This is a genomic window from Pseudomonas sp. CLCA07, from assembly GCF_053615335.1.
Window position 1 is genome coordinate 2,020,607 of the sequence record NZ_CM132131.1, and the last position, 24,074, is coordinate 2,044,680.

General features: G+C 57.9%; 22 protein-coding genes. 5 read left to right on the forward strand and 17 right to left on the reverse strand.

Annotated features, from left to right (window positions below):
- The first annotated feature begins 2 nt into the window (after nucleotides 1–2).
- Complete coding sequence (locus ACWGZX_RS09210; RefSeq protein ID WP_223515311.1) at nucleotides 3–596, forward strand: phosphoheptose isomerase; 594 nt, start codon at nucleotides 3–5, stop codon at nucleotides 594–596.
- On the forward strand, nucleotides 593–1,171 hold the full coding sequence (locus ACWGZX_RS09215) for a BON domain-containing protein (RefSeq protein WP_452628112.1): 579 nt from the start codon (nucleotides 593–595) through the stop codon (nucleotides 1,169–1,171). The genes ACWGZX_RS09210 and ACWGZX_RS09215 overlap by 4 nt, the downstream gene beginning before the upstream one ends.
- A 119-nt stretch (nucleotides 1,172–1,290) precedes the next feature.
- Here ACWGZX_RS09215 and ACWGZX_RS09220 read toward each other — a convergent pair whose 3' ends face one another.
- From ACWGZX_RS09220 to rplM, 7 genes are all read right to left on the reverse strand, one after another.
- On the reverse strand, nucleotides 1,291–1,704 hold the full coding sequence (locus tag ACWGZX_RS09220; protein ID WP_007943725.1) for a ClpXP protease specificity-enhancing factor: 414 nt from the start codon (nucleotides 1,702–1,704) through the stop codon (nucleotides 1,291–1,293).
- A 16-nt stretch (nucleotides 1,705–1,720) separates the two neighbouring features.
- On the reverse strand, nucleotides 1,721–2,338 hold the full coding sequence (locus ACWGZX_RS09225; RefSeq protein ID WP_007905304.1) for a glutathione S-transferase N-terminal domain-containing protein: 618 nt from the start codon (nucleotides 2,336–2,338) through the stop codon (nucleotides 1,721–1,723).
- Nucleotides 2,339–2,488: 150 nt separating this feature from the next.
- Nucleotides 2,489–3,271, reverse strand: coding sequence for a cytochrome c1 (locus tag ACWGZX_RS09230; protein WP_452628113.1), 783 nt, complete (start codon nucleotides 3,269–3,271; stop codon nucleotides 2,489–2,491).
- Nucleotides 3,271–4,482, reverse strand: coding sequence for a cytochrome b (locus ACWGZX_RS09235; RefSeq protein ID WP_223515319.1), 1,212 nt, complete (start codon nucleotides 4,480–4,482; stop codon nucleotides 3,271–3,273). Before ACWGZX_RS09235 ends, ACWGZX_RS09230 begins: the two co-directional genes overlap by 1 nt.
- Nucleotides 4,482–5,075, reverse strand: a complete 594-nt coding sequence (gene petA, locus ACWGZX_RS09240; protein WP_452628114.1) for a ubiquinol-cytochrome c reductase iron-sulfur subunit — start codon at nucleotides 5,073–5,075, stop codon at nucleotides 4,482–4,484. Before petA ends, ACWGZX_RS09235 begins: the two co-directional genes overlap by 1 nt.
- A gap of 268 nt (nucleotides 5,076–5,343) precedes the next feature.
- Nucleotides 5,344–5,736 carry a 30S ribosomal protein S9 gene (gene rpsI / locus ACWGZX_RS09245; protein ID WP_002555064.1) on the reverse strand — a complete coding sequence of 131 codons (393 nt, stop codon included), beginning with the start codon at nucleotides 5,734–5,736 and terminating at the stop codon, nucleotides 5,344–5,346.
- A 14-nt stretch (nucleotides 5,737–5,750) separates the two neighbouring features.
- Entirely contained in the window at nucleotides 5,751–6,179 is a 429-nt protein-coding gene (gene rplM / locus ACWGZX_RS09250) for a 50S ribosomal protein L13 (RefSeq protein ID WP_007905295.1), read from the reverse strand.
- Nucleotides 6,180–6,424: 245 nt separating this feature from the next.
- Between rplM and ACWGZX_RS09255 the strand changes: the two genes are divergently transcribed.
- Nucleotides 6,425–7,465, forward strand: coding sequence for an NADP(H)-dependent aldo-keto reductase (locus ACWGZX_RS09255; RefSeq protein WP_452628115.1), 1,041 nt, complete (start codon nucleotides 6,425–6,427; stop codon nucleotides 7,463–7,465).
- 103 nt (nucleotides 7,466–7,568) lie between these two features.
- On the opposite strand, the gene ACWGZX_RS09260 is transcribed toward ACWGZX_RS09255, so the two are convergent.
- Complete coding sequence (locus ACWGZX_RS09260) at nucleotides 7,569–8,705, reverse strand: acyl-CoA dehydrogenase family protein (RefSeq protein WP_452628116.1); 1,137 nt, start codon at nucleotides 8,703–8,705, stop codon at nucleotides 7,569–7,571.
- A gap of 243 nt (nucleotides 8,706–8,948) precedes the next feature.
- On the opposite strand from ACWGZX_RS09260, the gene ACWGZX_RS09265 reads away from it, so the two are divergent.
- Nucleotides 8,949–9,845 carry a GlxA family transcriptional regulator gene (locus ACWGZX_RS09265; RefSeq protein ID WP_452628989.1) on the forward strand — a complete coding sequence of 299 codons (897 nt, stop codon included), beginning with the start codon at nucleotides 8,949–8,951 and terminating at the stop codon, nucleotides 9,843–9,845.
- A gap of 191 nt (nucleotides 9,846–10,036) precedes the next feature.
- On the opposite strand, the gene zapE is transcribed toward ACWGZX_RS09265, so the two are convergent.
- The 3 genes from zapE to ACWGZX_RS09280 form a co-directional block, all read right to left on the reverse strand.
- The gene (zapE, locus tag ACWGZX_RS09270) at nucleotides 10,037–11,131 is read right to left on the reverse strand and encodes a cell division protein ZapE (protein ID WP_033049434.1); all 1,095 of its coding nucleotides are present in this window, start codon (nucleotides 11,129–11,131) and stop codon (nucleotides 10,037–10,039) included.
- A 91-nt stretch (nucleotides 11,132–11,222) separates the two neighbouring features.
- The gene (locus tag ACWGZX_RS09275; RefSeq protein ID WP_452628117.1) at nucleotides 11,223–12,578 is read right to left on the reverse strand and encodes a tryptophan--tRNA ligase; all 1,356 of its coding nucleotides are present in this window, start codon (nucleotides 12,576–12,578) and stop codon (nucleotides 11,223–11,225) included.
- 24 nt (nucleotides 12,579–12,602) lie between these two features.
- On the reverse strand, nucleotides 12,603–13,232 hold the full coding sequence (locus tag ACWGZX_RS09280) for an alpha/beta hydrolase (RefSeq protein ID WP_452628118.1): 630 nt from the start codon (nucleotides 13,230–13,232) through the stop codon (nucleotides 12,603–12,605).
- 144 nt (nucleotides 13,233–13,376) lie between these two features.
- Here ACWGZX_RS09280 and ACWGZX_RS09285 point away from each other — a divergent pair, with 144 nt between their 5' ends.
- The gene (locus ACWGZX_RS09285) at nucleotides 13,377–13,811 is read left to right on the forward strand and encodes a YhcB family protein (protein ID WP_452628119.1); all 435 of its coding nucleotides are present in this window, start codon (nucleotides 13,377–13,379) and stop codon (nucleotides 13,809–13,811) included.
- A gap of 201 nt (nucleotides 13,812–14,012) precedes the next feature.
- Here ACWGZX_RS09285 and ACWGZX_RS09290 read toward each other — a convergent pair whose 3' ends face one another.
- The 6 genes from ACWGZX_RS09290 to ACWGZX_RS09315 form a co-directional block, all read right to left on the reverse strand.
- A complete protein-coding gene (locus ACWGZX_RS09290; RefSeq protein WP_223515339.1) occupies nucleotides 14,013–14,711 on the reverse strand; it encodes an OmpA family protein in 699 nt (232 codons plus the stop codon).
- A gap of 114 nt (nucleotides 14,712–14,825) precedes the next feature.
- Nucleotides 14,826–15,467 (reverse strand): MBL fold metallo-hydrolase, encoded by a 642-nt coding sequence (locus ACWGZX_RS09295; protein ID WP_223515342.1) that lies wholly within the window; start codon nucleotides 15,465–15,467, stop codon nucleotides 14,826–14,828.
- An 84-nt stretch (nucleotides 15,468–15,551) separates the two neighbouring features.
- On the reverse strand, nucleotides 15,552–18,290 hold the full coding sequence (locus tag ACWGZX_RS09300) for a LuxR C-terminal-related transcriptional regulator (RefSeq protein ID WP_452628120.1): 2,739 nt from the start codon (nucleotides 18,288–18,290) through the stop codon (nucleotides 15,552–15,554).
- Nucleotides 18,291–18,666: 376 nt separating this feature from the next.
- A complete protein-coding gene (locus ACWGZX_RS09305; protein ID WP_452628121.1) occupies nucleotides 18,667–20,031 on the reverse strand; it encodes a DUF1329 domain-containing protein in 1,365 nt (454 codons plus the stop codon).
- Between the two features lie 28 nt (nucleotides 20,032–20,059).
- Entirely contained in the window at nucleotides 20,060–21,961 is a 1,902-nt protein-coding gene (locus tag ACWGZX_RS09310; protein ID WP_452628122.1) for a DUF1302 domain-containing protein, read from the reverse strand.
- Nucleotides 21,962–22,298: 337 nt separating this feature from the next.
- The gene (locus ACWGZX_RS09315) at nucleotides 22,299–23,981 is read right to left on the reverse strand and encodes a fatty acid--CoA ligase (protein ID WP_452628123.1); all 1,683 of its coding nucleotides are present in this window, start codon (nucleotides 23,979–23,981) and stop codon (nucleotides 22,299–22,301) included.
- Nucleotides 23,982–24,074 lie beyond the last annotated feature (93 nt).

Here is a 24,074-nt window from a genome sequence, read left to right on the forward strand (position 1 = left end):
AGATGGACATGCAATCCCGAATTCGCCAGCTTTTTCAGGCCAGTATCGACACCAAGCAAATGGCGATGGACGTACTTGCACCGCACATCGAGCAAGCCAGCCAAGTGATGGTCAACGCCCTGCTCAATGAGGGCAAAATGCTTTCCTGCGGCAACGGCGGCTCCGCCGGCGATGCCCAGCACTTTTCGTCGGAGCTGCTCAACCGCTTCGAACGCGAACGCCCGAGCCTGCCAGCCATCGCGCTGACCACTGACAGCTCGACCATCACCTCGATTGCCAACGACTACAGCTACAACGAAATTTTCTCCAAACAGATTCGCGCCCTCGGCCAACCGGGCGACGTATTGCTGGCGATTTCCACCAGCGGTAACTCGGCAAACATAATTCAGGCGATCCAGGCCGCACATGATCGCGAAATGGTTGTCGTAGCAATGACCGGTCGCGATGGCGGCGGCATGGCGTCACTGCTTTTGCCCGAGGACGTCGAGATTCGCGTACCGGCCAATGTCACCGCACGTATTCAGGAAGTCCACCTGCTGGCGATCCATTGCCTTTGCGATTTGATCGACAGCCAATTGTTCGGGAGTGAAGAATGACCCCTAATCGCCTAGGCCTATTGGCCTTGACCCTGTGCCTTGGCATCAGCGGCTGCACTTCGGTGGTTAACGCCAGCCGTGAAGCGCCGATTGAAGATGACCGTGGCACGCGCACCTTTGGCAGCAAGATCGACGATTCCCTGATCGATACCAAAGTCGGCGTAAACGTGGCCAAAGCCGACCCTGCCCTGGACAACGAATCGCACATTGTCGTCACCAGCTTCAACGGCGTGGTGCTGCTCGCCGGACAGACGCCTCGCGCAGACCTCAAGGCTAAAGCCGAACAGGCTGCCGCCGCTGTTCAACGGGTAAAAACGGTCCACAACGAATTGCAGATCATGCCGCCCTCCTCATTGCTGGCGCGCCAGAACGACGCCTGGCTGACCACCAAGATCAAGACCCAGATGCTCACCGACGCCTACATTCCTGGCTCGCGCATCAAGGTTGTGACCGAAAATGGCATCGTCTACTTGCTGGGTCTGGTGACCAAACAGGAAGCCACTCAGGCTACCAACCTGGTACAGGGCGTTTCCGGTGTGCAGAAGATTGTGAAGCTGTTTGAGTACATCGACTGACACCCGCCCCTGCAGGAGCACGGCTTGCTGGCGATGGCGTCTTTGAAATCGCCATCGCGAGCAAGCTCGGCTCCTACGGAAGTAATAAAAAAGGCGATCCATCCGGATCGCCTTTTTTATTACTTCACCACTTTCAAACTGGGTCGACCGCTGGGACGCGGCGGCTCGCTGTCGGGTGGCGGAATATCATCATCCGGCTCGATCTCTTCCTCGTCTTCCATAGGCGATTCCAGATCGAACACCATGCCCTGGCCATTCTCCCGGGCGTAAATCCCAAGGATCGAGGCGATAGGCACGTACAAGGTGTGCGGCACGCCACCGAAACGCCCTTCGAAACTGACCGCCTCGTTATCCATGTGCAGATGACGCACGGCTTGCGGCGACACGTTCAAGACAATTTGTCCGTCACTGGCAAAACCCTGAGGCACCTGCACCGACGGATACTCGGAATTGACCAGCATGTGCGGGGTGCAATCGTTGTCCACAATCCACTCGTAGAGCGCGCGGACCAGATAAGGTCGACTGGAGTTCATAGCGGCTCCTTAAGCCTTAGCGCATATCGCGTTCGACACCAGACAGACTCGCCTGGAATGCCTCACGCGCAAACGAGCGCTCCATATAATCAAGCAGCGGCTTGGCAGGCCGCGGCAGTTCAATACCCAAAATCGGCAAGCGCCAGAGTATTGGTAATAGGCAGCAATCCACCAGACTTTGTTCCTCACTGAGGAAAAACGGCTTGTCGGCGAATAACGGCGACACGCCAGTCAGGCTTTCGCGCAGCTCTTTACGAGCGACCACGCGGGCAGCTTCCTTGGTCCGTGAATCCAGGATCAGATCCACCAGGCCACACCAGTCACGCTGAATACGATGAATCAGCAGACGGCTGTTGGCACGCGCCACTGGATAAACCGGCAACAAAGGCGGGTGCGGGTAACGCTCATCCAGATATTCCATCACCACGGTCGACTCCCACAACGCCAGGTCACGATCGACCAGGGTGGGCAGGCTTCCGTAAGGGTTCACCTCAATCAGTTTAGGCGGCTGACGACCAGCTTCCACGTAAATGATCTCGGCGCTGACACCCTTCTCTGCAAGTACGATACGCACTCGGTGGGAATAGTGGTCGGCGGGGTCGGAGTAACAGGCCAACCGATTGGTCACGCCCATGGCGGTCCTCCTCGCTTGTTGAAATTATCGGAAGCGGAAAAACGAGCGCGCCCAGAGGGCGCCTCCCGTAACGCCTGGATCACCAGGCTCGTTACACCTTCAGAGGCGCCCTTGGGCGCGCGCGATTAACAGCAATTGCTTGAAGCTTTATCAGTGCACATCTTTCCAGTATTCACGCTTGAGCAAATAAGCGAATACGAAGAAAAACGCCAAGTACAGCAAGACGTATGTACCGATGCGCTGATGTTGCAGCTTAACCGGGTTAGCCGAGTAAGCCAGGAAGGTTACCAGATTCTTGACCTTCTCATCGAACTGCTCTTCGGTCAGAGCACCGCTTTTCGGCACGATAGTCATCTGATCGCATGCTTCATGAGTCAAAGGCGTACCAGTCAACGGGTCAAATTGCTTCTTGCCGTCTTCGACGATCTGAACCTGCTTGCAACCGATAATCTGACGACCCTGCAGACCAGCCAGCACGTTAGGCATACCAACGTTCGGGAAGACCTTGTTGTTCACGCCCCACGGACGCGACGGATCTTCGTAGAAAGACTTCAGGTAGCCGTAGAGCCAGTCAGTACCACGAACACGAGCCACCAGCGTCAGGTCAGGCGGAGCCGCACCGAACCAGGCCTTGGCGTCTGCCGGCTGCATGCCGATTTTCATGTGGTCACCAATCTTGGCGCCGGTGAACACCAGCTTCGAGATCATCAGATCATGGGGAACGCCAATATCATCGGCAACACGCTCGTAGCGTTGGAACTTGGCGCTGTGGCAGCCCATGCAGTAGTTGGCAAATGTACGCGCGCCATCCTGCAAGGCCGCCTTGTCAGAAACGTCGATGTCGACCTTTTCCAGCTCAGGACCACCGTGCTCAGCCCCGAAGGACAACATAGGCATAGCAGCAAGAATCAATACAGCAAATAGCTTTCTCATCAGCCAGTCACCCTTTCCGGAACCGGTTTGGTCTTCTCAAGCCTGGTGTAGAACGGCATCAGAATGAAGTAGGCGAAGTACAGGAACGTACACACCTGCGACAGCAGCGTCCGCTCTGGCGTTGGGGCCAATACGCCCAGTACACCCAGGATCACAAACGAGATGCAGAACACCCACAGCCAGATCTTGCTCAGCCAGCCTTTGTAGCGCATCGACTTGACCGGGCTGCGGTCCAGCCACGGCAGGACGAACAGCACGGCGATGGCTGCACCCATGGCGATAACACCCAGGAGTTTGTCCGGAATCGCCCGCAGAATCGCGTAGAACGGCGTGAAGTACCAGACCGGAGCGATGTGCTCTGGGGTCTTGAAGGCGTTCGCCACTTCGAAGTTCGGCTTCTCGAGGAAGTAACCGCCCATTTCCGGGAAGAAGAACACGATCGAGCAGAAGATGAACAGGAACACCACCACGCCGACGATATCTTTCACGGTGTAGTACGGATGGAAGGCAATGCCGTCCAGCGGTACGCCGTTTTCGTCTTTGTATTTCTTGATGTCGACGCCGTCCGGGTTGTTCGAACCGACTTCGTGCAACGCCAGAACGTGCAACACCACCAGACCAAGGATCACGATCGGCAAGGCAACAACGTGCAGCGCGAAGAAGCGGTTCAGGGTAATACCGGAAATAAGGTAGTCACCACGGATCCACTGGGTCAGGTCGTTACCGATGACCGGGATCGCACCGAACAGCGAGATGATCACCTGGGCACCCCAGTAGGACATCTGGCCCCACGGCAGCAGGTAACCCATGAAGGCTTCAGCCATCAGCGCCAAGTAGATCAGCATGCCGAAGACCCACACCAGCTCACGCGGCTTCTGGTACGAACCGTAGAGCAAGCCACGGAACATGTGCAGATAAACCACGATGAAGAACGCCGAAGCGCCGGTGGAGTGCAGCAGACGCAGGATCGAGCCGTACTCGACGTCGCGCATGATGTATTCGACGGAAGCAAACGCCTCTTCCGCCGACGGGTTGTAGCTCATGGTCAGCCAGACACCGGTGACGATCTGGTTAACCAGAACGAGCAGCGCCAGGGAGCCAAAGAAATAGAAGAAGTTGAAGTTCTTCGGGGCGTAGTACTTGCTGAGATGGTCTTCCCACATTTTGGTCGCGGGAAAGCGCGCATCTACCCAATCCATGAACTTGCTCATCACGCTTTCTCCGTATCGACGCCAATGACAATAAGCTCATCGGTCTCATAGGAATGCGGGGGAACCGGCAGGTTCAAAGGCGCAGGTTGCGACTTGTAGACGCGACCAGCCAGATCGTAATGGGAGCCGTGGCAAGGGCAGAAATATCCACCTACCCATTTCGGACCAAGATCCGCCGGTGCCACTTCCGGACGAAAAGTAGGCGAACAACCCAAGTGCGTGCAAATGCCGATCAGCAGCAGAATTTCTGGCTTGATCGAACGTGTTTCCGGGTTGACATAGGCCGGTTGCGTCGATTGTTTGGAATCAGGATCGGCGAGGTCGTCTTCGATCTTTTTCAGATTCCCCAGGATTTCCGGAGTACGGCGGACAATGAATACCGGCTGGCCGCGCCACTCAGCAATCATCTGCTGGCCTGGCTCGATTTTGCTGACATTCACTTTCACCGGTGCACCTGCGGCTTTCGCCTTGGCACTGGGAAACCATGACCCCACGAACGGGACCGCAGCCCCCACCGCTCCTGCAGCACCCACCACGGATGTGGCTGCTACCAAGAAGCGACGCCGGCCTGTATTCACGCCGTCATTGCTCATTCAGTCCTCTCCCATCAGCTTTGTGGCCTGTTAAATCAGGCATCTACTAAGTAAATCTATGTACTTATAAAAATTTTGCCGAATGGTAATGAAAAGCCCCAATTCTGACAAGGTAATTACCGAAGGGCTCCACTGCCAAGCCTTGTAGTATAGGGGCTCTACGGATGTGGCAAGTTGTCACAGCGCAATTCTTTGATAAATCACACGTATAAAAAAACGCCCAGCTCCGTGAGGAAACTGGGCGTTCTTTTTCGAACGTGAAAGCGAATTAACGCTTCGAGTACTGCGGACGCTTACGCGCTTTACGCAGACCGACTTTCTTACGTTCAACTTCACGAGCATCGCGAGTAACGAAGCCAGCTTTGCGCAGAGCGCCACGCAGGGTTTCGTCGTACTGCATCAGTGCGCGAGTGATACCGTGGCGGATTGCGCCAGCTTGACCACTTACACCACCGCCGATCACGGTGACGTAGATGTCGAACTTCTCGACAGTCTCAGTCAATTCCAGCGGCTGACGAACTACCATGCGGGCAGTTTCGCGGCCGAAGAAATTATCCAGCGAACGGTTGTTGATGGAGATGTTACCAGTACCCGGACGCAGGAAAACGCGTGCGGTTGCGGTCTTGCGACGGCCAGTGCCGTAATTTTGAGTCGCCGACATAATGAACTATTCCGTTAAAACTTCAGTTCTTGGGGCTGCTGAGCAGTATGAGGGTGTACAGCGCCCGCATAGACTTTCAGCTTACGATACATGTCGCGACCCAGCGGGTTCTTAGGCAGCATGCCTTTGACCGCGGTCTCGATCACGCGCTCAGGGGCTTTGGCGATCAGCTTTTCAAAGTTGATCGACTTGATGCCGCCCGGGAAACCGGAGTGGGAGTAGTAGATTTTGTCGGTGGTTTTAGCACCGGTTACACGAATCTGCTCGGCATTGATAACGACGATGTAATCGCCGGTGTCAACGTGAGGAGTGTACTCAGCTTTATGCTTGCCACGCAGACGGCTCGCGATTTCGGTGGCCAGACGACCCAGGGTCTGACCTGCAGCGTCGACGACAAACCAGTCGCGCTGTACTGTTTCCGGTTTAGCAGTAAAAGTTTTCATTCTTTATAGCCTCAGGGGCCGCCCTGTAAATTAGACGGCGGATCTTACTGAATAGTGCGTACTTTGACAAGTCAAAGGCAGCCGGATACAGACGCTTTCGGGGGCTCGGGTCGGCGCGTCCGTTCAACGGCAAGATTCTTCGGCGGCGGCGCATCACTTCCACTGCAGAAAGAGGTGCGCAATTATGCAGATTGCGGAAAATATTTCAACCTGCTTTTATGATTGTTTTGCCCAAGGAGCACCTGATGGACTATCGACAGCTAGGCCGAACCGATCTGAACGTGAGCGCTATCTGCCTCGGAACCATGACGTGGGGCGAGCAAAACAGCGAAGCTGAAGCCTTCGCCCAGATTGAACGGGCCAAAGGTGCCGGGATCAATTTCATCGACACCGCCGAGATGTACCCGGTGCCGCCCAAGGCAGATACCTATGCCACCACAGAGCGCTACATCGGCAATTACTTCAAAAGTCGTGGTGATCGTGCCGACTGGATCCTCGCCAGCAAGATCGCCGGCCCCGGCAACACCATCGACTACATCCGCGACAAAAACCTGCGCCACAACCGCCAGCACATCACGCAAGCCGTGGACGCCAGCCTAAAGCGCCTGCAAACCGACTACATCGACCTTTACCAACTGCATTGGCCGGAACGCAGCACCAATTTTTTCGGCCAACTGGGCTACAAACACAAGAGCGAAGCCAACCTCACGCCGCTGGAAGATACCCTCGAAGCACTGGACGAACAGGTCAAGGCCGGCAAGATCCGCCACATTGGCCTGTCCAATGAAACGCCATGGGGCACCATGCGCTTCCTCGCCCTGGCCGAAGCCCGTGGCTGGCCGCGCGCAGTGTCGATCCAGAACCCCTACAACCTGCTCAACCGCAGCTTCGAAGTCGGTCTGGCAGAGATTGCCATTCGTGAACAATGCGGCTTGCTGGCTTACTCGCCGCTGGCGTTCGGTTTCCTGTCAGGCAAGTACGAAGGTGGCGCGCGCCCGCCGAAAGGCCGCCTGAGCCTCTACAGCCGCTTCAGCCGCTATTTCAATCCACAATCGGAAGCAGCGTGCAGCCGTTACGTGGCACTGGCCCGTGAACACGGCCTGGACCCGGCGCAGATGGCGCTGGCATTCGTGAATCAACAGCCGTTCGTCACCAGCAACATCATCGGTGCAACGACGCTTGAGCAACTGGACAGCAACATTGCCAGCTTCGAGCTGAAACTTTCGGACGAAGTGCTGGAAGGGATTGAGGCGATTCACAAGGATCACCCGAACCCGGCACCTTGATGGATTCATAAACCCAATCGCGGGCAAGCCACGCTCCCACAGGTACGGTTATTCCTGTGGGAGCGTGGCTTGCCCGCGATGGCGGCAGTTCAGTCAATGCAGATCAAAGCGACCGCGCAATAATCTCTTTCATGATTTCGTTGGTGCCGGCATAAATCCGCTGCACCCGCGCATCCGCCCATGCCCGGGCAATCGGGTATTCCCACATAAAACCGTAGCCGCCATGCAACTGCACGCATTCGTCGAGCACCTTGCATTGCAGGTCCGTGCCCCAATACTTGGCCATCGCCGCCGTCGGCACATCCAGCTTGCCTTGCAGGTGCAGTTCCAGGCAGCGATCGACAAACACCCGGCCAATCTGGATCTCGGTCGCCATCTCCGCCAGTTTGAAGCGGGTGTTCTGGAAGTCGGCAATCGCCTTGCCGAACGCCTTGCGCTCGCGGGTGTAGTCCAGCGTCCATTGCAACGCCGCTTCAGCCGACGCAAGCCCACCAATGGCCACGGTGAGGCGCTCTTGCGGCAATTCCTGCATCAGGTAAGCGAAGCCCATTCCGGCTTGCCCCAGCAGGTTTTCCTTGGGCACCCGAACGTCCTGGAAAAACAGCTCCGAGGTGTCCTGCGCCTTCATCCCGACCTTTTCCAGACGCTTGCCCTTGTCGAAACCAGGGGTGTTGGCCTCGACCAAAAACAGGCTGGTGCCCTTGGCGCCGGCCTTTGGATCGGTCTTGGCCACGACAATCACCAGATCAGCCAGAAAGCCGTTGGTGATGAAGGTTTTCGAACCGTTGATGATGTACTCGTCGCCATCCAGTACCGCCGTGGTTTTCACCCCTTGCAGATCGGACCCGGCCCCCGGCTCGGTCATGGCGATCGCCGTGACCATCTCGCCAGACACCAGTTTCGGCAGGTACTTGTGCTTCAGCGTTTCACTGCCGTAATGCAGGATATACGGCGCCACGATGTCCGAATGCAGGGAAAAACCGATCCCGGTCAGCCCCAGGCGCCCGACCTCTTCGATCACTACCGCGCTGTACAAAAAGTCCGCCCCCAGCCCGCCGTATTCCTCCGGAAGATGCGAACACAACATCCCCGCCTCCCCTGCCTTGTTCCAGAGCTTGCGGTCGATATAGCCTTGTTTTTCCCATTGCCCATGGAACGGCACCGCCTCTTTTTCGAGGAACGTTCGCACGCTGTCGCGGAAAAGTTCGTGCTCGGAGCTGAACAAGGTTCTGGGGATCATGCGGCACCTGTCGTTATTGTTAGAGGAGTTGATCTTCAGAGACTAAGCCCCGCATTCGACACAGGACACTGGACACATCAGACAAAAAATAAGACGATCCAGCCGTTTGATGACCACTTTCTCCTATAAAAATAAAGTTGAATTATGTCTAAGCAAGTCTCCACGCCCTTGCGGCGCGTCAGCATCCTGGCAATCGACCGAGTTTTCGCTTCCACCCTCCTGCAAGCCAAAGACTTTTTCCACATGGCCAGCCTGCGCCATGGCAAACAACTGGGCCAAGGCCTGACACCGTCGTTCGAAATCCGACTCGTCAGTCCCGATGGCAAACCGGTGAATAGCTTCAGCGATGTCATCATCCCGGTAGACGGTGGCCTGGAAAACACCGACATCATCATCCTCCCCGCCTTCTGGGATGACTTCGACACGCTCAGCAAACGTTATCCACAGATCCTGCCATGGCTGCGTGAGCAACATGCCCGCGGCGCGGTGTTGTGCGGCGAAGCGACCGGGGTGTTCTGGCTAGCCGAGGCGGGCCTGCTCGATGGCAAGGAAGCAACCACATACTGGCGTTTCTTCAACGCCTTCGCCGAGCGCTTCCCACAGGTTCACCTCAAACAGGACAAACACCTGACCGACGCCGACAACCTGTATTGCGCAGGCGGCACGACGTCGGCCTGCGACCTTTACGTCTACCTGATCGAGCGCTTCTGCGGCGCCAACGTATCGCAAGCCGTGGCGCGGGATATTCTCTACGAAGTACAGCGCAGTTATACCCCGGGACGTATCGGTTTTGGCGGACAGAAGCTGCACCAGGATGTGATCATCCTGCAGATCCAGCATTGGCTCGAAGAGCATTTCGCCGACAAGTTCCGCTTCGAAGACGTGGCCCGCGAACACGGCATGAGCATCCGCAATTTCATGCGCCGCTTCCAGACTGCGACCGGCGACAAGCCGCTGCACTACCTGCAACGACTGCGCATCGAAACTGCCAAGGGCCTGTTGTCCGGCAGCCGCAAGAGCATCAAGACCATCAGCTATGAGGTCGGCTACGACGATGCGAGCTTCTTTGCGCGATTGTTCCGTCAGCACACTGAATTGTCGCCGAACCAGTATCGGCAGCAGTTTCAGCAAGCGGCGTAAACTTTAGCCCCCACACAATCTAAATGTGGGAGCGAGCCTGCTCGCGAAAGCGTACTCACATTCAACATTGAAGTTGCCTGAACCACCGCTTTCGCGAGCAGGCTCGCTCCCACAGGGATTGTGGTGAGCCAAAAGAGAAGCACAAAAAAAGGGCCTGCATCTGCAGGCCCTTTTTTGTATTCCGATAAGTCCTACGGCTTGTGCGCCCGGGACAGGAATTCGTGCGACTGCATCTCCAGCAGACGGCTGAGCGTGCGCTGGAACTCGAAGTTCAGGCGACCACCGGTGTAGAGGTCTTTGAGCTCGACTTCGGCAGAAATGATCAGCTTGACGTTACGGTCGTAAAACTCGTCGACCATGTTGATAAAGCGACGGGCGATGTCGTCAGTGGTGACGCTCATCTGCTCGACATCGCTGAGCAACACGGCGTGGAAGATCTTGCCCAGTTCGATGTAGTCGTTCTGGCTACGCGGGCCATCGCACAGTTCGCGGAAGTCGAACCAGGCCACGTCATCGCACGTGCGTACGGCGCGGATTGCGCGATTCTCGATCATCAGCACGTCGTTCTCGACCGCGGCAGTGCATTCCGGCGTCAGCGCACGGAAGCTCTTGCGCAGGCTGTCCTGAGCGGCGTCATCCAGCGGAAAGTGGAACAACTCCGCTTGCTCAAGATGACGCAGGCGGTAATCGACACCACTGTCGACGTTGACGATGTCGGTGTTCTGCTTGATCAGCGCGATGGCCGGCAGGAAGCGCGCGCGTTGCAGGCCGTCCTTGTACAGACCGTCCGGTACGATGTTCGAGGTCGCGACCAGGGTCACGCCATTCTTGAACAGCTCTTCCATCAGCGTGCCGAGGATCATGGCATCGGTGATGTCGGAGACGAAGAATTCATCAAAGCAAATCACTCGCGACTCGTCGGAGAAACGCTTGGCGATGATGGTCAGCGGGTTTTTCTCGCCGCCAAGGGTCTTCATCTCTTCATGCACACGCTTCATGAAGCGGTGGAAGTGAGTTCGGGTCTTTTCCTTGAACGGCAGCGCTTCGAAGAAGGTGTCGACCAGGTAAGTCTTGCCGCGACCCACGCCGCCCCAGAAGTACAGGCCCTTGACCGGCGCCTGCTCTTTCTTGCCAAACAGTTTGCCGAGCAGTCCCGGCTTGTTCTGCGAGGCCGCGACCAGATCGTCGTACAGGCGCTGCAAATGGCGCACAGCAGTTTCCTGCGCGGCGTCATGGAAGAATTCCGGGCGCTTCAGATCAGCTTGATATCGTTCTAGGGGCGTCATAATTCGTTAGCAAGGCAACAAAAACGGGCCGTCACTGTAGCGACGGCCCGGGGGAATGGCAATCGGCCCTTGGTCGGGACGAGCCGCTGATTTATTCCTGAACCGGCGTCAGCGCAACACGCAGGGCGTCGATGGCGACGTCGCGAGCCGCGCTGTCGGCGAATGTCGGGCTATCTGCCACGCATTCGCCTTCCAGCCAGACACTGAAGCTCAGGTCTTCGCTGCGCACGTCCAGAGGCTGGCCCGCTTGCAGCTGTTTGGTCACTTGCCCGGCGGTTTTGCCGTCGGCGAAGTTGCGCGACAGCAGCAGTTGCTCGCCATCGGCCGCCAGCAGACGGAAGCGGAAGCTGCCGTCGTCTTCGCGGAAGCTGACGAAACGTGCGGCTTTCGCGGCTTTTTTCTTGGTGGTGGCGGCGACTTGAGTCTGCGCCACGAAAGAACGCAGGCCGACCGCTTCACGCAGTTCGTTCAAGAACGGCGTCGCTACGGCACGGGCTTTTTTGGCACCGACTTGCAGCATGTCTTCCAGATCGGCCGGACGTTCCATCAGCTGGTAATAACGCTCGCGGGATTCGCCCAACTCGCTGTCCAGCAATTGGAACAGGCGATTCTTCGCCTCACCCCAGCCCAGGCCCTGCAACAATTCGCTACGGAACTCGTCGGACTGCGCCGGCGTAGCAAACGCTTGAAACAGCGTGAACAGGTGCGAATTGTCCGGGTCCTTGGCTTCGCCCGGCGCGCGCGAATCGGTGACGATCCGCGAAATCGCATCCTTCATCTCTTTGGCGCTGCTGAACAGCGGGATGGTGTTGTCGTAGCTCTTCGACATCTTGCGACCGTCGAGGCCTGGCAGCGTGGCGACGCTTTCTTCGATCAGTGCCTCGGGCATGGTGAAGAATTCTTTGCCCTGACCAAACAAGTGGTTGAAGCGCTGGCCGATGTCGCGGGCCATTTCCACGTGCTGGATCTGGTCGCGACCGACCGGCACCTTGTGCGCGTTGAACATCAGAATGTCTGCGGCCATCAGCACCGGGTAACTGTACAAGCCCATGGTGATGCCGGCATCCGGGTCTTCGCCGGTCTCGACGTTCTTGTCCACAGAGGCTTTGTAGGCGTGTGCACGATTGAGCAACCCCTTGGCGGCGACGCAGGTCAGCAGCCAGGTCAGCTCGGGGATTTCCGGAATGTCGGACTGGCGGTAGAACGTCACGCGATCCACATCCAGGCCACCGGCCAGCCAGGTCGCGGCGATTTCCAGACGCGAGCGCTGGATGCGCTGCGGGTCATCGCATTTGATCAGGGCGTGGTAGTCGGCCAGGAAGTAGAACGAATCGGCATTACTGTCACGGCTGGCAACGATCGCCGGGCGGATGGCGCCGGCGTAGTTGCCCAGGTGTGGCGTGCCGGTGGTGGTGATGCCGGTGAGGATACGGGTACGAGTCGTCATGGGTAATCGCTTGTCAGACTGCAATCAATTCGAAAGACGCGGCAGGATCAGATCCTTGAGATCGGTCAGCTTGCCATGAAAAAAGTGTCCGCATTCTGCCACTTTCAGCAGCTCATGGGGGCGCTCGAGTTTTTCGGACCAGTCGTAAACCAGCTGCGGATCGATGACTTCGTCGGTTTCCGGCTGGATCAGGGTCAACTCGCCCTGCTGCGACAGTTGCTCCTGATCACCCAGGCGCATGACCGCAGGTGCGACCATAAACACATGTTTCAATTGTTCGCCCTTGGCTTCCAGGCGTCCGCCGAGACTTGCTGCAACAAAACCGCCGAAGGAAAAACCGAACAGGGTCAGTGGCAAGTCCGGGTGCTTGACCCGCAGCCATTCGGCGACGGCTTGAGCATCGTCGACTTCACCAGTGCCCATGTCGTGCGTGCCTTCACTGGCACCGACACCACGGTAGTTGAACCGCAGGGTAATCAAGCCGGCATCGCGCGCTGTGCGCTGCAGGGTCGAGACGACTTTGTTGAGCATGGTGCCGCCCTGCACCGGGTTCGGATGGCAGATCAGCGCAATGCCGCGGGGCTGCTCATTATCCAGATACAAAGCTTCCAGCTGACCGACGGGGCCATCAATCACTACAGGGGTTTCGCGCATAAGCAAGTATGGAACTCCGTGACCTCGAATCGGGTCGACTCGTCTAGCAAATTGTCTGTGCCAATCTATTGCGAGTGAATCGCGGTATACAGCGCAGGTTCGAGCCGTTAACGTAAAGCAAAGCCGTTTATAGAGGAAGGACTCGTGGAACACTCGCTCTTAGTTTGGTTGTTACCGACTCTTGCCCTGGTTGTGGGTGTCGCCATTGGATTCCTGATCGCTCGTCTGGTGCCGAACGCCGCGCCGAGCAGCACGCAACGTCAGCTGGATGACATTCAGGAACGTTTCGACAGTTATCAGAACGAGGTGGTCACCCACTTCAACAGCACTGCAAACCTGGTCAAGAAACTGACTCAGAGCTATCAGGAAGTGCAGGATCACCTCGCCGAGGGTGCCAACCGTCTGGCCCTGGACGAGCAGACTCGCCAACGCTTGCTGGCCTCTCTGCACGCCGATGCGGCAGTGGCCCCACGCGAACGCCTGACGCCGCCGCGCAATCAGGAGCCGCCTCGCGACTACGCACCAAAATCCCCGAACGCGCCGGGCATGCTGGATGAGCATTACGGCCTGAAGAAGTAATCAGGTTTCGCGCAGGACAAAAAGCCCTTGGATGAATGATTGTCCGGGGGCTTTTTTATTGTTGCGTCAGTTCCGGCCCCATCGCCGGCAAGCCGGTCTCGCTCCCACAGATACAAAAAAGCCCGCCCGATCTATTGAGGATCGGGCGGGCTCTTTTTTTACGCCTGGGGTTCAGTCAGGTTGGTAAAGGTAAAACTGTTATTACTGAGGATACTGCTGACCCGGAATCGCTTTCAAGTTGACTTCAACTCGACGGTTCTGTGCCCGCCCATTGGTATCAGCGTTGCTGGCAATCGGGCTATCCGGGCCGGCACCGCGAGCCGAGAGGTTGGCACCGCTCACACCTTGCGAAGTCAGGTAAGTCGCCACGCTTTGCGCACGACGCTGGGACAGGTCCATGTTGTGCTGGCGGCTGCCGGTGCTGTCGGTGTAACCAACGATTTCGATCTGGTTCTGGTTGAACTCCTTGAGCGAGCCTGCCAGGTTGTTCAACGGTTGATAGAAACCTGAAGCGATGTTCGCCGAATCGGTTGCGAATGTGATATTTCCGGGCATGATCAATTTGATCTGATCGCCCTCGCGCTGCACTTCAACGCCGGTGTTGGCCATGCTGGCACGCAATTTTTTCTCTTGCTGGTCGGCGTAGTAGCCGTAACCGGCGGCAGAAGCACCCACTACTGCTGCGCCGATCAACGCGCCCTTGCCACGGTTATCATGGTTAATGGCGGCACCCGCCACAGCACCGGCCAAAGCACCGAGACCGCCATATTTAGCGGTTTTGCTCATACCTTGAGAGCCGCCATTAGCTTGGCCCTGGTTATCGTAAGGGCCAGGTGCGGCACAGCCAGACAGCAAGGCCACTGCGGTAGCGACAATAATCAAACGACGCGTGGTGAACATTAGAGCTCCTACTTTTTTGCATTCTGTGGTGCAACGGACTTCAGCATTGGACCTTTGCGGGGGTTGGATCATCGCACAGGTCAAAAATTCCCCGTATTACAAACGTGTTACAAATCAGGCCCGCACAAAAGGGTTCTCGCGCATTTCATCACCCAATCGCGTGTCCGGACCATGGCCGGTGACCACGGTTGCCTCTTCGTCGAGCGTATACAGCCGCTGCTTGATCGACCGCACGATGGTCGCCTGATCGCCGCCCCACAAATCCGTGCGCCCTACTCCACGCCGAAACAACGTGTCACCGGCAATCAGCAGCTTGGCCTCTGAAAACCAGAAGCTCATGGAGCCCGGCGTATGACCCGGCGTGTGCAACGCCACGCCGCAACCGCAGGCCAGTTCTTCGTCATCGGCCAACCAGCGATCCGGCGGTGGCACGGGCGTGTAAGGCACACCGAACATCTGGCATTGCATCTCCAGATTGTCCCAGAGGAACTGATCTTCTTTATGCAGGTGCAGGGTGGCGCCGGTTTTCTCCTTCAACTGACCGGAGGCCAGGAAGTGATCCAGATGCGCGTGGGTATGGATGATGCTGACCACCTTCAAGCCCAGGGCATCGAGGCGCGCCAGAATCAATTCATGATTACCGCCCGGATCGACCACGATCGCTTTTTTGCTGATCGGGTCGCCGATGATGGTGCAGTTGCACTGCAACGGACCGACGGGGAAGGTTTCGCGAATGAGGCTGGGTTGCTGGGTCATCGGGACAAGCTCGAAAATCAGAGATGGGCAATTCTGGCACAAAACTGCAACGGTCTTTTAAGCGCCGGGCCAATCTTGAAAATACTATCTCAGCATTCCCAATTCTTTCGCCCGTGCCACCGCCTGCGTGCGCCGCTCAACCCCAAGCTTGCTGTTGATGTGGCTGGCGTGGGTCTTGACCGTGTGCAGCGAAATGAACAGTTGATCGCTGATTTGCTGATTCGAACAGCCTTGGGCAATCAGTTGCAGAACCGCCAGTTCACGCGCACTGAGCTGCTCTGTCCCGGAACACGACTCCAATACCGGGCGAGTGATCAGGACCGGCAGTTGTTCTACGAGACTCTGCGAAACAGCCGTCGAAGCAACCAGTTGCAGTTGCCCACGTAGCCAGTCCGGATGTTGCGCCAGCAACCCTTCGAACGGTTGCAAGGCGCCACCGGTCGACGCTTCCAGTGCCTGTGCCAGCGCCTTGCGGGCTTCGGGCTCACGTCCACTGACGAGCAACAAGGCCACTTTCTGAGTCAGCGCCATCGCACTGAGCATCTGCCGTCCCGTTTGTTGCCCATGCTCAAGCAGTGCATTCAATCGGCCTTCGGCCAGCATTGGCTGCCCCTGAATGACGTCCAGCAAGGCTTGTTGCAATTCGATATGCAACGGCAGCTGTGGATGGAATTCCGGCGGTGCTGCCGGGTGTTCGCCGTTATAGGTCTGCCCCAACCGGGAAAGCCAGGCTTCGGCCAGATCGGTACGGTCCTGGGCCAGCCAGAGTTCGCATTTGACCATGGTAATCATCGCCAGATAGTAAATGGGGGGCACGTCCCAGATATGCATCAGGCGCTCGGCTTCGGCCAGTTCGGCGAAGGCCTTGGCGAACTCGCCGCTGCTACCTTCAAGCCGGGCGATCACGCAATGACCGATCAATACGCTGATATCGCGACAGGCGCGAGCCTCACTCAAACCGGCTTGCAAACGTACTCGCGCGGCTTGCGGTTGCAGGCGCAAGGCCAGCAAGAGCCCCTCATACAAAGTCAGACGAGCGCGTATGGCGAAAAGTCGTTGCGCGGATAACCCTTGCAGGCGTTGCAGCCCCTGACGAACCTCTTGCAACGAGCGCAGGATCTCCCCGCGCGCTTGCAATACTCGGGCGCGGTCGTAATGGGCCAGTGCTTCAAACAACGGATTACCGACCCGCTGCGCCAATTCCAGCGATTCACGATTCAAACTGCGCGCACGCCACAAGTCGCCGTCGGCGATGGCCAGGTTTGACAGGGTCGAGAGGCACATCAGACGTTGCCCGTAGCGTTTGGCCGGCAGGCTATCCAGCGCTTCAGTGCAATAGAGAAGCGTCAGCTCGCGGTTGCCACGCCCCCGGGCGATGATACCCCTCAGGGCCAGCCACTGCGCGAGCATCGACTTCTGCGCGGTGGCCGAAGGGGCCGGCAGGAAGCGGCTCAAGTGGGCTGCCAACTCCTCCGCCGCATCCAGTTGACAGGCCATCCCCAGCGCCCAGCTGTAGAGCACGATCAGCCTGGGCGTGCTGATCAGCAAGCTGTCGGGCAAGTCCATTTTCCAGCGCAGTAACATGCCGGCGTTCTGCTCGGCCAGCAGTTGTTCTTCCGAAAGGTTTTGTACCAGGTTCGCCGCAACGTCCAGATGCCCGGCACGCAACGCCTGCTCCACCGCTTCGTCGAGCAGCCCCTGTGCATTGAACCAGCGACAGGCACGCAAATGCAGGCTGGCGGCCGGCACTATTGTGTGAGCGGTGGGCCGAGTGCGCAGCAGGTCGGAAAACAGATGGTGATAGCGATACCAGTGGCCGTGCTCGTCCAGCGGCACCAGAAATACCTGGTGTGCCTGAAGGAAACGCAGAATTTCGGCACTGTCATGGGCTTCGCGAACCGCGTCGCAGAGTTCGCTGCAAAAGCGTTCCTGAGGCGCCGTGTCGTAAAGGAATTGCTGCACTTCGGCCGGCAGGCAATCGATGACTTCTTCCAGCAGGTAATCACGGATCAGCCCTTCGCCACCGTGCAGCGACTGTGGCAACGCACCGTCATTGCCTGCCTCGGAAGCCGCCAGCAACCAGAATCGCAGCCCCGCGACCCAGCCTTCACTGCGCTGAATCAGACTTTCCAGCGCCTCGCCACGCAAGGAACTGCTGTGGCGATCAAGCAACGTGAGCGCTTCATCATGGGTCAGTCGAAGGTCCTGCTCATGCAGTTCAAGCAGTTGGCGCGACAAGCGCAAACGTGCCAGATGCCAGTCCGGACGCTGTCGACTGGTCACCATGACCAGCAGGCCATCGGGCAAATGATTGAGGAAAAATTGCAGGCAACGATCGAGTACCGGGCCTTGCGCAAGGTGATAGTCATCAAGCACCAAGAGCAAAGGCGTACTCGGCGACAGGTAGATGGCCAGCTCGTCCAACAACCCGTCCAGCCATTCTTCAAAGGCGAACGGTTGATGACGCTGGCGCATTTTCAGCAGCCCCAGCGCCTGGCTGCCCAGTGTCGGAAAATAATCCTGGAGTCCTTCGAGCAACCGCTCAAGGAAACGCCCCGGATCACTGTCTCGAGAACTCAACCCCAACCACAGACTTTGCCAATGGGCCGGCAGCCCCTGACAGAACTCCACTGCCAATGAGCTCTTGCCGAACCCGGCGGGTGCGCTGACCAGCAATAGCCTGCCACCGAGGCCGGCACTCAGGCGCTCGCACAGACGAGGCCGCAGCACATGGCCGTCGGGCAGCGGGGGCCGAAAAAAGCGCCCGTCCAATGCCGCGATGGATACGCTTGCAGGGCCCGGGAGTGGGGACAGATCAGTCATGGCCGGCTCTTGTTTGAATTGCGGATGGCGGCGTTGCAGATGTCCGCAGACTAGCGGTAAACGGATAGGGAATGAAGGTAATTGCTACAAATGGCTACAAAAAGACTACAAGCAGAGATGTCGGTCAACCCGGCAACCACACCGCCCTCGTAGCAGCTGTCGAGCCTGCGAGGCTGCGTTCGGCTGCGAAGCAGTCGTAAAACCTGAGTGCAAGGCAGTCCTGAAACACCGCAGCGCTTGATTTCACGACTGCTTCGCAGCCGAACGCAGCCTCGCAGGCTCGACAGCTGCTACGACGACCTTTATGAACTCCAAAAAAAACGCCCCGAACCAGTCGGGGCGTTTTTTCGAGGAGGTGACCTCTGTTCAGTACAGGTTAGCGAACCCCGTCCTGACGCAGCGCAGCCGGTGTGAAGTCGCTGGTGGTAGCGGTGAAGCCGAAGTCATACGCAGACTTCTCTTCGTTCTTCATACCCAGCGCCAGGTAGCGACCCGATTGCAGGTCGTACAGGGCTTCCAGGGCGTACCACGGCACTTGAACGTTGTAGTAATCCTGGGCGTGAGCTTCTGCCACACGCCACAGCTGATTACGACCGTCGTAGTGATCAATCACTGCGGCTTGCCAGGTGTCTTCGTCGATGTAGAAGTCACGTTTGGCGTAGATATGACGCTGGCCTTCTTTCAAAGTCGCCACTATATGCCAGACCCGGCGCAACTCGTAACGTGCCAGGTCCTGGTTGATATGACCGGCCTTGATGATGTCGTCGTACTTGAGGGTAGGCGAATCGAGCTTGTAGCTGTCCGAGGCGATGTACATCTCTTTCTTGCCTTCGAGCTTCCAGTCGTAGCGATCCGGCGCACCGTTGAACATGTCCAGGTTGTCGGAGGTACGCAGGCCGTCCGCCGCGGTACCCGGCCCGTCATAGGACACTTGTGGTGCACGACGCACACGACGCTGACCGGCGTTGTAGACCCACGCCGAACGAGGTTCTTTCACTTGGTCGAGGGTTTCGTGCACCAGCAGCACACCACCAGCCAGACGTGCCGGCGCGGTCACTTTCTGCTTGAAGTAGAACAGGATGTTGCCCGGGTTAGCCGGATCGTAGTCCTTCATCTTGTCGCGGAACACGAACTGATCCTGGAAGTACACCAGGCTGTACGAACCGTTCGGCTGTGGTGTGGCCTGGGTCACCAGACGGGTCACGCTACCACCGCGATAGCGGGTGATGTGGTTCCAGATGACTTCAATGCCGCTCTGGGGAATCGGGAACGGGATGGCGGTTTCGAAGTTTTCCAGGCCGTTGCCGCCAGATACCAGCTTGGTCGTGGTGGCGTTTTTCTTGATGGCGGCGAACACGTCAGCCGGCACGGTGGAGCCACGATGGGACGGGTAAACCGGCATCTTGTAGGTTTCCGGGTAGCGCTTGAACATCGCGTACTGGCCCGGGGCGAGTTTGTCTTTGTACTGGTCGACGTTTTGCGCCGTGATGGTGAACAGTGGTTTTTCACTGGCGTACGGGTTGGACAGGAAACCTTTGCTGTCGACGGTGCCGGCATTTTTCGCCATTGGCTTCCAGGCCGGAATCGAACCGTCGGCGTTGCCCGCCATCTCGGCGCCCATCGGGGTCAGGCTCTTGCCCAGTTTGTCGGCTTCGGCCGCAGGGACCGCCGCCATCACACTGGTCGCCAGCAGCGAAAGCCCCAGAACACCAGCTTTGAACAGACTCTTTGTTATTTTCATATGTGTGTTCGTCCTCAAAAAACAGTGCTTAGAAGTTCACGCCGACGCTGAGCGCAACGAAGTCGCGGTCATCTACGGTGGTGTACTTGCCGTCGAAGAAATTGGTGTAAGCCAGGCTCGCGGTGTAGGTGTTCTGGTATTCGGCATCGACACCCAGGCTCACCGCTTTACGACCTTCCTCAAAGTTGCCGCCAGGGCCTGGCGAGTAACCGTCTACGTCGTGGGACCAGGCCACGTTCGGCTTGAGGTTCACACCGGCGAACACGTCGTTGTATTCCCAGATCGCACGACCGCGGTAGCCCCACGAAGTCGCCGTGGTGAAGCCGTCGTTGTCGCAGTTGCGGCTGACGTTGTTGGTGGGAGTGCCCGGACCAGCACCGTTGATGGTGCTGGTGTTGAGCGCCACGCAAGTATCAATAGCGCCAGAGGCTGGCAATGAACCTGGGCCGTAGACCGGATCGCGGCCATAACGAACGTCGGAAGTGCTTTCCAGGCCGCCGACATGGGTCACGCCCACTTCGCCGACCAGGGTCAGACGGCTCGCGCCCATCACTTGGTCAAAGAAGTGCGTCAGGGTGCTCTGGAACTGGGTGACTTCTTTACGGCGATAGCCATTGAGGTCAGTACCCGGTGCGGCGGAGAGCAACGAAGCGTTGGTCAAAGGATTGTTCGGATTGCCGTTGCCCAAAGGACGAATGCCAGCGAACAGAATGTCGGTGGAGTTCAACTGCACCGGCGCGTTCGGACGATAGCTGATCTCACCGCTCCACGCCGTACCCGTAGACAGGGTGGTGGAGAAGCTCAGGCCGTAAAGGCGAATGTCTTCAGGGTATTCGATGAAGTACTGCGAGTTACCGGCCACCAACAGCGGCCCAAGCGCGGCAAAGGGGCCTGGCAGCGACGCAGCAGTGTTGTAGACCGACTGCGGCGCACCGGTGGCGCTGAAGATCGGCGCACGGCTGTGATAGTTCATGAAGTAGGCGCCGAACTCGGTGTCCAGCGGGTCGAACATGTACTTGAAGGACGCCCCCCACTGGCCGCTGTCCCGTGCATCACGGTCGGGGCCACGCCGAACCAGGACACCTTCCTCGTTGACGTCGACGCCGTTGGCGGCCAACGGGCCCAACGCAATGGCTGGAATCGTCGAGCGCTTGTTCAGCACGCGCAAGTTGTTGTCGCAACCGTCGGCAACGATGTCTGGCTGAGAGAAGAACGTGCCGCAGTTATCGACAACGGTCTGGTCCCATTCCAACTGGTAGAACGCTTCGGCCGAGAGGTTATCGGTCAGGCTCTGTGACACATAGAACATGTTGACCGGGATCAAGCCTTCCTTGATCTCGGCACCCGGACGACGGAACGCGGACACGTCAATCGGGTTGATCGAGTTGATGCCGCCGCCGATGAACGTACTTTCACCCCAGCTCACTACTTGCTTGCCCAGACGCACGGAACCCGGCTCATCGGCAACGGTGTAGTTGTGGTAGACGAAGGCGTCGAGGATTTGCCCGCCGGAGGACTTGGCGCCCTCTTTACGACCGTCGTTTTCGACGTTCTTGAATTCCAGGTTTGTATCTTGCAGTGCGAAGTCGTACCAGTATTTGCCCCGGACAAACACGCCGGTATCGCCGTATTTCAATTCAAGGTCATGGATGCCCTTGAAGATTTTCGAGAACGCTTGCCCACTCTTGAAGTTCAAGTGACCGTCATCGGAGGTCTGGGACAAGCCGCGCCCGCCGTTGTTGACACCGATCAGGTTCTTGTTCGGCTGTTGGGTCGAGACACTCATACCCAGGGACAGCGACGAGTCGAACTGACCTTCGATTTCACCAACGTTGAAACTGACGCCGAATGCAGGCCCGGCGAGCGAAGAGGCGAGACTGACCGCCAGGGGCAATTTTGCCCGGCGCCAGAACGTGTTTACTGATGTCATCGACGCTACTCCATGTGCATTATTGTTATGGCTGTGAGCACTTCTAAAAACGTTGTGGGTGACGGGGAGCCAAGGCGTCCCGAAGTCACTCCAAAATTGCATCGCCCCCGTTTGTGCGCTTGCTCCGTTCTTAAAAATCCATGAGCGGACTATAGCCAGCAGGTAGTAGAGCTTGATCCCTCTAAAGTGTGATTTGTAGCTACCGACCACTCTGGAACAGTCCTTTCGCCAGTCCGACACCTGTCGGCCCGGCAAGGATGGCTGAAAATTCGGATTACACAAGCCAAGCGCTTGCTTGGTGGGCCTGGCGTGCCTTTTCGGGCACGCCAGGGGGCGCTTAAAGCGTCGAGAGGAAGGTGCTGTTGTTGGCCTGCCATTCAGTGATGTCGAGGCGGATGCGCTTCTTGTCGAGCTTGCCGACACTGGTCTTGGGAATTTCAGTAACAAGGGCAATCTGGCTGGGGATCGCCCACTTGCTCAAGTGCCCCAATTCCACGAATGGTTTGAGGTGTTCCTTGAGTTCCCGGGCGCCGATCTCATACCCTTCGCGGATCACCAGCAGCGCAAACGGCCGCTCGCCCCACTGCGGATCGGCGATCCCCACCACTGCTACTTCGCGTACCGCCTCGTGGCGACTGATCAAGTCTTCAAGGTCCAGCGACGAAATCCACTCGCCACCGGTCTTGATCACGTCCTTGATGCGGTCCCGAATGTCGATCACGCCCATGGCGTCCAGCGTCGCCACGTCGCCGGTATGCAGCCAGCCTCCAGCCCAGAGCTCGGCACCTTTTTGCGGTTCGTTGAAATAGCCCTCGGTGAGCCATGGCGCACGCAGCACGAGCTCGCCCTGGGTTTCGCCATCGGCGGGCAGGAAGTTGCCGTCGGGGTCGACGATCGCAGCTTCCACCAATGGCCCCGGCACGCCGGCCTTGATGCGATAGGAGGTGCGTTCATCTTCGCTGCCGGCCATCAACTCATCGTTGAGGTGCGCACACGACACCAGCGGCCCGGTTTCCGACATGCCATAAGCGGCCGTCAACTGAATGCCGTTGCCTTTGGCCGTTTCGTACAGCGTGCGGTTAAGCGCACTGCCGCCGATGACGATTTTCCAGCCGCCGAAGTCCGTGCCTTGCGCCGCTTTGGCATTGAGGATCATCTGCAAAATGGTCGGTACACAGTGGGAAAAGGTGACCTTCTCCTTGCGCCACAACTCCACCAGGTATTCCGGGTCGTAACGGCCTGGATAAACCTGCTTGAGCCCGAGCATGGTCGCCACATAGGGTAAGCCCCAGGCATGCACATGGAACATCGGGGTGATCGGCATGTACACGTCGCTGGTACCCAGCAGGCGCACGCTGTCGATGGAGCCCATGATGGTCGACACGCCCATGGTGTGCAGCACCAATTGCCGGTGGGTGAAGTACACCCCCTTGGGATTGCCGGTGGTACCGGTGGTGTAGAACGTTGTCGCGACCGAGTGTTCGTCGAAGTCCTGGAAGTCGTATTGCGTGCTGGCAGCCGCCAGCAGTTGCTCGTACTCGCCGATCAGGTTCGGCAGGTCGGCGGTTTTCTCCGGCAGGTCGGTCAGCAGTAGGGTTTTCTCGACCGTGGTCAGGTTCCCGGCAATTGCCTGGTAAAGCCCCACGAACTCGCTGTTGACCAGCACAAAGCGGTCCTGCGCGTGGTTCATGGTGTAGAGGATTTGTTCCGGCGACAGGCGCACGTTAATCGTGTGGATCACCGCGCCGATCATCGGGATGGCGAACATGCATTCCAGATATCGATGGCTGTCCCAGTCCATCACCGCCACAGTATCCCCGGCCTTGACCCCGGCCGCCGTCAACACATTGGCCAGCCGCGCGACCCGCTCAATGAGGGTCGGATAGCTGTAGCGCAACTGGTCGCGGTAAATGATCTCGCGGGTTTTCTCATAACGAGCGCCGGACATCAGCAGCCGCTTGATCAGCAGCGGATACTGGTAAGCGCCTTCGGCTGGGGGGATAACGCGAGTCTGCAACATATGAATCCCTTTTCTGGCTGCACGGTGTTGGCTGGATGCAAGCACTTTAGTGCCCTTCAATGTCAGCCAAATCAGCCAAAGGAATGATTTGCA